Genomic DNA, 11,193 nt, shown 5'->3' on the forward strand with positions numbered 1-11,193 from the left:
CTGTTTTCACTTTTATGACAGAAGTGCACCCTAAAAAGGAATTCATCAGTTATAATGAACATCCAGTAAAAACAATCCTTTTGCTTCTGCAGTCGGACCGGCTTGCTCTCTATCTTTGCTTTCCAGGATATCTTTCATTTTTGCCGGCTCGATATTACCAAGACCGGCTTCCATTAAAGTTCCTACGATGATCCTTGCCATGTTTGGCCAGAAATCATCGGCTTTTATAGTTATGGTGATCTCTTTAATATCATTATAGATATCAATTGACATAATAGTTCTTTCCGTGGATTTTTTCATACGCTTATTATCAGAAAAGGTTTTAAAATCATGTTGTCCAAGTAGATATTTTGAAGCCTCTCTCATCTTGACGATATCAAGATCATGGAAAGAGTAATAAGTATATTTTCTTTCAAATACGGGGGCTACTTCACCAATTGCAATATGGTATTGATATTCAAAAGCAGCAGCATTAAAACTGCTGTGAAATCTTTCAGGGACTTCAGATACTTCAAGGATTGCAATATCTCTAGGAAGAAAACGGTTCAAATAGTGTTTGATCTCATAAAGTTTCATATTTGTTTTGGTGGTAAAATTAGCAATCTGTCCATAAGCATGCACTCCTGCTTCTGTTCTGGCTGCACCGATCAGGGAGATTTCTTCACCCTCCATTTTTGTCAGAACATCTTCTATTTTATCCTGTATGGTAATACGGTTGTCATGTTTTGGCTGCTTTTGCCAGCCATCATACCTTGTACCATCATATTCAATGACTAATTTTATATTTCTCATAATTGCCTCCTAAGTCAAGTAAAATCAAGCTGGCTTGATTTATATTTATCTTAACCTCTAGGCTAAAAAATAGCAAGTTTAATTATATATGGGAAGCTTTTTCTTTTTTTAATACACGACGTGCTGCCAAAAGAATTAATAATATAACAAGTATGGGAATTAGAAAGGTTTTATATTCATCATAATAAACTATGACATTCTTCCAATTCTCTTTCAGGAAATATCCAATCCCAATTAAAATAGTATTCCAAACAGTGATTCCGATAAAGGAAGATACTATAAATACAAGATAATTCTGTCCAAGGGCACCAGCTATGAAAGCGATATATGTACGGCATAAAGGGATAAGTCTTAATATGCAGACAGCGTAAGTTCCATATTTCTCAAAGTTGGCATAAGAAGCATTAATGCTTTTCTCTGTTTTGGGAAAGCGATGTATTATTCTTTGAATAAAAGGAGTCCCTCCATATCTTCCAATTATATAGCATATACTTGTTCCAATGAGGCCAGCGACAATACTTACCGGAAGAATTAATAAGAATGGGATATGGGAAACGGATGCCACTGCGCCGGAAAAAGGCAGCACAATTTCACTGGATACTGGAAAACAGGCATATTCCAACATGATTATTACAAACATTGCGATTAAACCATATTCAAAAATTAGATTTGTAAAATACTCCATGAATTCCTCCTGCTCGTTATTAAAAACAATGGTTTTAGGTATTAACATAATATGAAGATAATGATATAATTAGAAGCATATCGGCTGATTATGGTATGAATGTAAAACGTTTGGATATTATTAAAAATATAATTAGGCCGCTTATTTACCTACATTATTTCTTAAAGAAAGAAGACCCTATGAAAATATTATTATCCTATCTAAAACCGTATACGAAGCTGCTTATTATTGGTCCATTATTTAAACTGATTGAAGCAATTCTTGAATTAATTCTTCCTTATCTTATGTCAAAAATCATAGATATCGGTGTTGCAAATAATGATACCGGTTATGTAATACGCATGGGCTTACTTATGTTAGGTATTGCATTTGTGGGAATAATCTGTGCATTAATCTGCCAGTATAGTGCATCTATTGTATCCCAGGGGACGGGTACAAGTATTCGCAATGCACTTTTTGAGAAAATAGCAATCTTCTCTAACACAGAATTAGACAAATATGGTACTGCTTCTTTAACTAATCGAATTACGAATGATGTAAATCAAGTTCAATTAGCAGTTGCCATGTTAATCCGTTTAGTGATCCGTGCTCCATTTCTATGTATCGGAGGCCTTGTTATGGCCGCTCTTATTGATATTCATTTATTCACTATAATGATTATTGTTCTTCCAATCTTTATCTTTATTCTGGTAATTATCATGAAAAAATCAGTCCCACTATATGGGAAAGTACAGCGAAAGCTGGATAATATTTCCCTGATACTTAGAGAAAACCTAAGTGGTGTCCGTGTCATTCGTGCATTTGCCAGAGAAGACCATGAAAAGAATCGTTTTTCTCTTGAAAATGAAGAATATGCAATAAATGCCATGAAAGTAGGGAAAATATCAGGGCTATTAAACCCTCTGACTAATTTAATCATGAATTTTGCAATTGGAGCGATCCTTTGGTTTGGAAGTATAAGGGTAGATATTGGGAGACTTACAACCGGTCAGGTAATTGCTTTTATTGGATATGTCGCTCAAATCCTTGCAGCATTGATCGTAATCTCTAATCTGGTCGTAATCTTTACAAAGGCTTTTGCTTCTGCAAATCGTATTATAGAAGTTTTTGAGACAGAAACTTCTATTGAAAGTCCTGTATTACTATCTGAAAAAGCCGGGTCAGACCATGGGACAATGAATATACCCGAAGAGGCAACAGAGAATTCTGAATATATAGTAGAGTTTACGGATGTTTCATTGAATTATGATGAAGAAAGTGAAGCAGCCATAGAACATATCACATTTCAAGTGAGAAAAGGAGAAACTATAGGTGTTATCGGAGGTACAGGTTCTGGAAAATCCAGTATTATTAATTTAATTCCACGCTTCTATGATGTATCGAAAGGTTCGGTTAAAATATATGGAAAAGATGTTAGAAAGTATGATATTCAATCCCTTAGAGCTATGACAGGAGTTGTACCCCAAAAGTCAGTCCTTTTTACAGGGACTATAAGTGAGAATATCCGGTGGGGGAAAGAAGATGCTACGGATGAAGAAATCAAAAATGCGGCAGACATAGCTATGGCTTCCGAATTTATTGAAAAACTTCCAGATGGTTATAAAACGATGATATCAAGAGGTGGAGTGAATCTGTCAGGCGGTCAGAGGCAGCGCTTAACCATTGCCAGGGCTCTTGTCCGTAAGCCAGCCATCCTGTTATTAGATGATAGTTTCAGCGCCCTGGATTTTGTGACAGATAGCAGGTTAAGGAAAGGGATAAAAGAATATACGAAGAACATGACAACTTTTATTGTTTCTCAAAGAGCAAGTACTATTCGTAATGCAGACAAGATAATTGTCCTTGATGATGGTGCAATCGTGGGAATTGGAAACCATGAGAAATTAATACAGGATTGTGAATTATATAAAGAAATCTGCCAGTCCCAAATGCAGGAAAATGGGGTGAATTAATGAAGAAATCAACCTTAAGACGAATATGGATTTATATGGGTAAATATAAAATCAACTTAATCGGGGTACTGATCTGCAGTTTTTTTTCCAATACATTACTTATTTTTGCACCACTTTTAACCGGAAAGGCCATAGATAAGATTATTGGCCCGTCTAATGTAGATTTTAGTGGACTGATCCCCCTTATTAGTATTTTGCTGGCGTTATATCTTACAAGCAGTTTGTTCCAATGGTTTATGTCTATTTTAAGTAATGTGGCTGCCAGCCATATCACGAAAGATATAAGGAAGGATGCTTTTGATCATCTGAATACCTTGCCTTTGAAATTCTTTGATCAAACAGCTCATGGGGATATCATCAGTAAATTAACAAATGACATTGATGCTATATCAGAGGGCTTGTTTCAGGGAATCACACAGGTGCTGTCTGCAGCAATTATTATAACTGGCTGCTTTGGGTTTATGTTAGCAATCAATCCATTCATCACGATGATTGTTCTGATCATTACACCTTTGTGTTTCTTCATTGCTTCTTTTATTGCAAAGCAATCAAAGAAAATGTTTAGCAACCAGTCAAAGACTGTGGGAGAATTAAATGGATATGTGGAAGAGATGATTGGAAATCAAAAAGTTGTAAAAGCATTTGGTTATGAAAATAGATCTTTGGAAGCCTTTAAGAAGATGAATGAGGAACTTTATCACTGGGGACAAAAGGCACAATGGTATTCGTCACTTACAAATCCAACCACACGATTAATTAATAATACAGCCTATGTGGCAGTAACGGTCATCGGTGGATTATTGGCCATTGCAGGACATCTTTCTGTGGGTAATATTGCAAGTTTTCTTACTTATTCCAATCAATTTGCAAAGCCCATCAATGAAATCACTTCTTTATCCTCACAAATACAATCTGCATTTGCCAGTGCCGAGAGAGTATTTGCTCTTATTGATGAAGAGAGTGAAGCAAAAGTTTTGGAATCAGCAAAAGAAATCAATAATCCAAGGGGGAGTGTTGAATTCAAAAAGGTGAGTTTTTCCTATCGGCCGGATGTACCATTAATTAAGGAATTAGATTTGTCCGTAAAACCAACTAATATGATTGCTATTGTAGGACCAACAGGATCCGGTAAAACAACTCTGGTTAATTTAATAATGAGGTTCTATGATGTGAACTCTGGGAATATAATAATTGATGGGGATAGTATTTATAATGTGACAAGGGAAAGTTTAAGACAATCTATAGGTATGGTTTTACAGGAAAGCTGGCTGTTTAAAGGGACAGTAGCAGAAAATGTAGCTTATGGAAAACCAGAAGCAACCAGAAATGAAATTATAAATGCAGCAAAAGAATCTATGGCACATAGTTTTATAAAAAGATTACCAAAGGGTTATGATACGGAAATAACTGAAGATGGAGGAAATCTGTCACAGGGGCAAAAACAACTTCTTACAATTACCAGAGTCATGCTTACCAACCCATCCATCTTAATTCTCGACGAAGCCACCAGTAACATAGATACTCGTACTGAGATTAAGATACAGAAAGCTTTTTCCAAAATGATGGAAGGAAGAACAAGTTTTGTAATTGCACATAGATTATCAACAATTCGTGAAGCTGATGTAATTTTAGTTCTTAAAGATGGCGATATTATTGAAAAGGGAAATCATGAAGAACTTTTGAAAAAGAAAGGTTTCTATTATACAATGTATCACAGTCAATTTGCTGAATAATAAATATTGAAAGAACTGAATCCCTTGAAGGCTGAAATAGAAAGGAAGTGTTAAAATGAACAGGGTACGATATAAGATGGGACTCTCTAAGATCATAATGGGGGTGCTCACTCTGATGTTCCTCTGTCTTGCATTTACAAAATATCAAAATGTAACTGCGGCAACCACATACCCATATTTATTAAAGGTCAATAAACAACAAAATGTGATTACAGTATATAAGAAGGATAAATCCGGTAAATATACTGTTCCATATAAAGCTTTTGTATGTTCTACAGGTGTAGCAACACCTTTAGGAACATTTAAAACACCCGAACGTTATCGCTGGAGACTACTTGATGGAGATGTATGGGGACAATATTCAACCAGAATTACAAAGGGAATTTTATTCCATTCTGTATGGTATTATAAGCCTGATCCATCTACATTATCTGCAAGGCAGTATAACAAATTAGGGACAGCTGCTTCTCATGGCTGCGTAAGAGTGTCCGTAGCGGATGCAAAATGGATTTATGATAATTGTCCAATTGGAACTACAGTAGAAATATATAATAGTAAAGACCCGGGTCCTCTTGGGAAACCACAGGCTATTAAGATTAAAGAGGGGACAGGTTGGGATCCAACAGATATCTGGAGCAAGGGTAATCCATATAATAATAAGAAGCCAACGATTGTTGGTGCTAAGAATCAAACAATAAAATATGGAGAAAAAGTTGATCTAAAAAGAGGAGTGAAGGCCTTATCTACTGCAGGGCTGTATATCACGTCAGATATAAAGATCAGTGGAAAAGTAAATTCAAATAAAGCAGGTAATTATAAAATTACATACAGTATTACAGATCTCCTTGGAAGAAAAGCATCCAAGACTGTAACTTTTAAAGTATTAAAAGATACTTCAATACCTGTTCTTACTGGTGTAGTGGATCAGGTAGTATCAAAAGATGTTAAAATTGACAGGGCATTTGCATTAAAAGGAGTAAAAGCAAAAGCAGGGAAACAAGTTCTGACGATTGAATATATTAAGACAGATATTACAAAGAATGAAGATGATACCTATACGATCGATTATCTCGTAACAGCTCCAAATGGAAAGAAGGCATCTGCTGTGGCCCTAATTTCCATTGACAGGGAAGCTCCTGCAATTATTGGAGTCACAGACAGAGAAATAGCATGGGATACTGTGGTCGACAAGGAATTTGCATTAAAAGGTATTACAGTTTTAGATGATTATGCCAATTTAGAGAATAAGGATATCACTGTCACTATTATTGATAATAAAGACCATACTTATAATGTAACTTATGAAGTATCCGATGGATGCGGTAATGCTGCCATGGAGAATGCTTTGTTTGCCATTACAGATTTTCTTAAGATCGAAGGAGTAAAAGACCAGGAATTACCTTTAGGATATGTAATCAATGATAGTTATGTAAAACAAGGAGTTAAGGCTACGGATAATGGCAGGGATGTTACCTGGAAGCTGACAGTATCTATTTCAAAACCTGCTGATAATAAATATACCGTAACCTATTCTGTAAAGGATGATTCCGGTAATGAAGAGATAGCAACTGCAGTATTCACAATACCCCTTGACAAAGCCGAGGCTCCTGATATAGAATAATAATCAATGCAAGATAATAGCGATATCAGCGTTGACAAGGAGTAGTAAGAGAGAATGACTTTAAGAGAACTGCCGGGTGGTGCAAGACAGTAGGAAGAATCTCTGAACTCGCCTTTGAGCCCTCTGGTTGAAAGTAAGTAGATTAGAGCGGGTATTCCCGTTATAGAATAATGAGTGCGTTTATTAATAAACGAATTAGAGTGGTACCACGGAATATTGTCCTTTTCGTCTCTATTTGTACAAATTTGTACGGTAGGGACGGAAAGGATTTTTTGCGTGAAGGCAACGAGCCGGGTGCTAATGCATACTAAGATGGAATCATGCTTCCATGAAATTTCATCTTAGTATGTATTGGCAGTGGGCGACTGCCCACGAACCTGAGAGTTACGTTAGTAACTTACAGGTTTACGTCGGTAAATAGACGATTTCAGTATAGGAGGAATTAATTATGGCAACACCTTATAATCATAAGGAAATTGAAAAGAAGTGGCGTAAAGTCTGGGAAGAACACCCAGTAAATATCAATGACGGTAAGAAATCAAAATATTATTGTTTAGATATGTTCCCATATCCATCCGGAAGCGGTTTACATGTAGGTCACTGGAGAGGCTATGTAATCAGTGACGTTTGGAGCCGTTATAAGATATTAAAAGGTTATTATATTATTCATCCGATGGGATGGGATGCATTTGGACTTCCAGCAGAAAATTATGCAATTAAGATGGGTGTGCATCCAAGCAAATCAACGGCTGAGAATGTAGCGAATATTAAGAGACAAATTAACGAAATTGCTGCAATCTATGACTGGGACATGGAAGTGAATACAACAGATCCCGCCTTTTACAAATGGACTCAATGGATCTTTGTAAAGATGTTTAAAGCCGGTCTTGCATATGAGAAAGAAATGCCGATCAACTGGTGTCCGGACTGTAAAACAGGACTTGCAAATGAAGAAGTAGTAGATGGAAGCTGTGAACGTTGCGGCGCCCCTGTAACAAAGAAGAACTTAAGACAATGGATGCTCAAGATTACAGAATATGCTGATAGATTATTAGAAGATCTTGATAAGTTGGAATGGCCGGAAAAAGTTAAAAAAATGCAATCAGACTGGATCGGTAAAAGTTATGGTGCAGAAGTTGATTTTGCTTTAGAGGGAAGAGAAGAAACAATTAAAGTATATACCACAAGACCGGATACTTTATACGGTGCGACATTTATGGTATTGGCGCCGGAACATGTTCTTGCAGCCCAGATCGCAACGGATGAACAAAAATCCCTTGTTGAAGATTATATCTTTAAAGCATCCATGAAATCCTCTGTAGACAGATTACAGGACAAAGAGAAAACAGGTGTATTTACAGGAAGTTATGCAATTAATCCTTTAAATAAAGAATTAGTTCCTATCTGGATTTCAGACTATGTACTTGCAGATTATGGTACTGGAGCGATTATGTGCGTACCGGCACATGATGATAGAGACTTTGAGTTTGCTAAGAAATTTAATATTCCAATTATTCAGGTTATTGCAAAGGAGGGAGTAGAAAATCCTGACTTAACAGAAGCTTATACAGAACCTGGAATTATGATTAATTCCGGAGAATTTAATGGTATGAATTCTCTTGATGCAAAGCGTGATGTACCAGGGATCCTTGAAGCACGCGGTATTGGCAAAAAAACGACCAACTATAAATTAAGAGACTGGGTATTTTCAAGACAACGTTATTGGGGGGAACCTATTCCAATCGTTCATTGTGAACATTGTGGAGCTGTTCCGGTTCCTGAAGATCAATTGCCATTATTGCTTCCGGAAGTTGAGAAATATCAGCCAACCGGAACAGGAGAATCTCCCCTTGCAGATATCCATGAATGGGTGAATACAACTTGCCCGGCTTGTGGTGCACCTGCCAAGAGAGAAACCAATACAATGCCTCAGTGGGCAGGATCCTCCTGGTATTTCTTAAGATATGTGGATAACAAGAATGATAATGAATTAGTATCCAAAGAAAAAGCAGAGAAGTTATTACCGGTAGATATGTATATTGGTGGTGTAGAACATGCCGTATTACATCTTTTATATTCAAGATTCTATACAAAGTTCTTACATGATATCGGAGTAGTTGATTTTGATGAACCATTTACCAAATTATTCAATCAAGGTATGATAAACGGAAAGAATGGTATTAAAATGAGCAAGTCCAAAGGAAATGTGGTATCACCGGATGATTTAGTGCAGGATTATGGTTGTGATTCCCTAAGATTATATGAATTATTCGTAGGACCGCCAGAACTTGATTCCGAATGGGATGAAAGAGGAATCGATGGAGTATATCGTTTTATTAACCGTTTCTATAATCTTGTTATGGAGAATAAAGAAAAAGACGTTGCTCCAACAAAAGAAATGATCAAGATCCGCAATAAGATGGTCCATACTATTACAGAACGTCTTGAGAACTTTAGCCTTAATACAGTTGTCAGTGGATTTATGGAATACAACAATAAATTAATCGACTTATCTAAAAATGGCGGACTGGATAAAGAAACCTTAGAAACTGCTATTATTTTACTTGCACCATTTATACCTCATGTTTCTTCTGAATTATGGGCAGAGTTAGGTCATGAAACGTCTGTATTTGAAGAGACCTGGCCAGAAGCAGATGAAAATGCCATGAAGGATGATGAATTAGAAATTCCAATCCAGATTAATGGTAAAACGAAAGGTACAGTATCAGTGCCGGCAGAGGCAGATAAAGATGAGATCATTGCAAAGGCAAAAGAAGTAGTAGCAGATAAATTAACAGGAACTATAGTAAAAGAAATTTATGTACCTGGTAAGATCGTAAATATCGTTATAAAATAATGCCATTAGGGAGGTCGGTTAATTTGATATGTTCCCCTTGTAGTAGAAAGTCTAAACAATAAAACTTTTGGAGTTGTCAAGGTTTTAATTCAATGTGGTTAAATGAAAAAATAAATTCCACCTGTCTGGGACTAATTTTTTAGTTTTAGGTGGCAACCTGTCTGCTCTAATATACTATTTTTCTAAGAGTGCCGGTTTTAACATGACTTCGTCTGGGGAGACATTTTCTAGTCCTGTTAAGAGCGGTATTCTTTTGTCTAAAAGTAAGTTAGCTAGATCAAAAGGTGAACGCCCATTTAGACTATCCCTAGCTGTACTATTGATATGGCTTGTCATTAAGTTGATATCTACTTGAGTATATTTGTACATACTTCGTCCCTTAGGAATTACATATCTTATGTATTCATGGTTCTTTTCTAGTCGAGCTTTTTGATTTGAAACATAAGGATCGCAATAAAATACGTAAGTACGATGTTTACCATCTGCAGTTTTTTCAATATCATATGGAGTTTTGAATTCAGATCCAGTATCTGTTAATATGACAGGAAAAGCCTATCGAAAGAGTTGGATAGAAAGTGTATCAGCTAATTCATTGATTGCATTTACGACACATTCCTGAGTACATCTTTTAAGTAGAATCACTAACATAAAACAAGAGTTTCGAAAGAGCAGTGTAAGTAGACATTTACCAGATTCTACTCCCCCCTTTACTGTATCCATTTCTATTACTTCCATTTCAGGATGTGCTACCATAAATCGTTCAAAATCCTTATAAGTACGTTTGTTCCGATACACCTGATTCCTATCCTTTGTTCGAGGTTTTACTAATTTTCTACGCTTTTTATAACGAACTCTTCTTGGTAAATCAATGTCTAGTCTGGAAAATACGTTGATCAAAGTAATTATATAAGGTCCTACGCGAGCAAGGAATTTCATCACCATGAACTGCAAATATATGACTTAATGGCTGTCCCTTTAATATCAAAGGTGAAATCAGAGCATTTATAGCGGAGTAGGTACGATTTTCAAGTGGACATTTGTTAAAGAATGTACACCCATTACAAACATAAGGTGGTCTTTTGGGTTTTATACAACTATAAGGATTGAAAAATAGACAATAGACAATTAGATTCTGACGAAAATACTTGCAAAGATCTTTGCACTTTTTAAAACCGCAAGTACTATGTTCATTACAATCTCTAAAATCCATACAATCCAGATGTTTTTGCTTGAGTGAAAGTGCAGGAATGATATCGGATGAACGACGTATTTCTTTAGAGATAGTAGTTGAGTCTTTATATAAGTAGAAGCAATTGTTCTAAAATTACTTCCTTGTAAAAGTTCTTGCTCAATAAAAATTCGGTCTGATAGTGTGAGGTGTTTTTGATTTGCTTTTAAATTTTTGTTCATATTAGAATTCCTCCCTAACAGACAGGTGCCGATTATTATCATATCATAAACGTTGAATGAAATCTGAAGTTCCACATCCTGGTATTAGAATTATGTGCACCCCAAAATTCCACAATCCCAGTATTTTCAAGGCTTTATTAAGC

General features: G+C 36.0%; 6 protein-coding genes, 1 pseudogene and 1 other annotated feature. Of the genes and pseudogenes, 4 read left to right on the top strand and 3 right to left on the bottom strand.

Annotation, left to right across the window (positions count from 1 at the left end; genetic code table 11):
• Positions 1–45 precede the first annotated feature (45 nt).
• On the bottom strand, positions 46–792 hold the full coding sequence (truA, locus tag EDD66_RS15445; RefSeq protein ID WP_123610477.1) for a tRNA pseudouridine(38-40) synthase TruA: 747 nt from the start codon (positions 790–792) through the stop codon (positions 46–48).
• Between the two features lie 82 nt (positions 793–874).
• Entirely contained in the window at positions 875–1,477 is a 603-nt protein-coding gene (locus EDD66_RS15450) for a DedA family protein (protein ID WP_243115387.1), read from the bottom strand.
• 179 nt (positions 1,478–1,656) lie between these two features.
• On the opposite strand from EDD66_RS15450, the gene EDD66_RS15455 reads away from it, so the two are divergent.
• The 4 genes from EDD66_RS15455 (at position 1,657) to leuS (ending at position 9,640) form a co-directional block, all read left to right on the top strand.
• Positions 1,657–3,429: an ABC transporter ATP-binding protein gene (locus EDD66_RS15455; protein ID WP_123610478.1), complete on the top strand. Its 1,773-nt coding sequence runs from the start codon at positions 1,657–1,659 to the stop codon at positions 3,427–3,429.
• Positions 3,429–5,162 (top strand): ABC transporter ATP-binding protein, encoded by a 1,734-nt coding sequence (locus EDD66_RS15460; protein WP_123610479.1) that lies wholly within the window; start codon positions 3,429–3,431, stop codon positions 5,160–5,162. The genes EDD66_RS15455 and EDD66_RS15460 overlap by 1 nt, the downstream gene beginning before the upstream one ends.
• Positions 5,163–5,217: 55 nt before the next feature.
• Positions 5,218–6,783, top strand: coding sequence for a L,D-transpeptidase family protein (locus EDD66_RS18520; RefSeq protein ID WP_170164387.1), 1,566 nt, complete (start codon positions 5,218–5,220; stop codon positions 6,781–6,783).
• 22 nt (positions 6,784–6,805) lie between these two features.
• Positions 6,806–7,019 (top strand) — a binding site (T-box leader).
• 212 nt (positions 7,020–7,231) lie between these two features.
• Positions 7,232–9,640, top strand: coding sequence for a leucine--tRNA ligase (gene leuS / locus EDD66_RS15470; protein ID WP_123610480.1), 2,409 nt, complete (start codon positions 7,232–7,234; stop codon positions 9,638–9,640).
• A 174-nt stretch (positions 9,641–9,814) separates the two neighbouring features.
• On the opposite strand, the pseudogene EDD66_RS19060 reads toward leuS, so the two are convergent.
• A pseudogene (locus tag EDD66_RS19060) lies at positions 9,815–11,050 on the bottom strand (IS30 family transposase).
• Positions 11,051–11,193: the final 143 nt, after the last annotated feature.

It is taken from the genome of Mobilisporobacter senegalensis (assembly GCF_003752155.1).
GTDB lineage: Bacteria > Bacillota > Clostridia > Lachnospirales > Lachnospiraceae > Mobilisporobacter > Mobilisporobacter senegalensis.

Bases quoted from the DNA above. Each gene is read 5' to 3' on its own strand.
- truA (WP_123610477.1), bottom strand. From the start codon at position 792: ATGAGAAATATAAAATTAGTCATTGAATATGATGGTACAAGGTATGAT.
- EDD66_RS15450 (WP_243115387.1), bottom strand. From the start codon at position 1,477: ATGGAGTATTTTACAAATCTAATTTTTGAATATGGTTTAATCGCAATG.
- EDD66_RS15455 (WP_123610478.1), top strand. From the start codon at position 1,657: ATGAAAATATTATTATCCTATCTAAAACCGTATACGAAGCTGCTTATT.
- EDD66_RS15460 (WP_123610479.1), top strand. From the start codon at position 3,429: ATGAAGAAATCAACCTTAAGACGAATATGGATTTATATGGGTAAATAT.
- EDD66_RS18520 (WP_170164387.1), top strand. From the start codon at position 5,218: ATGAACAGGGTACGATATAAGATGGGACTCTCTAAGATCATAATGGGG.
- leuS (WP_123610480.1), top strand. From the start codon at position 7,232: ATGGCAACACCTTATAATCATAAGGAAATTGAAAAGAAGTGGCGTAAA.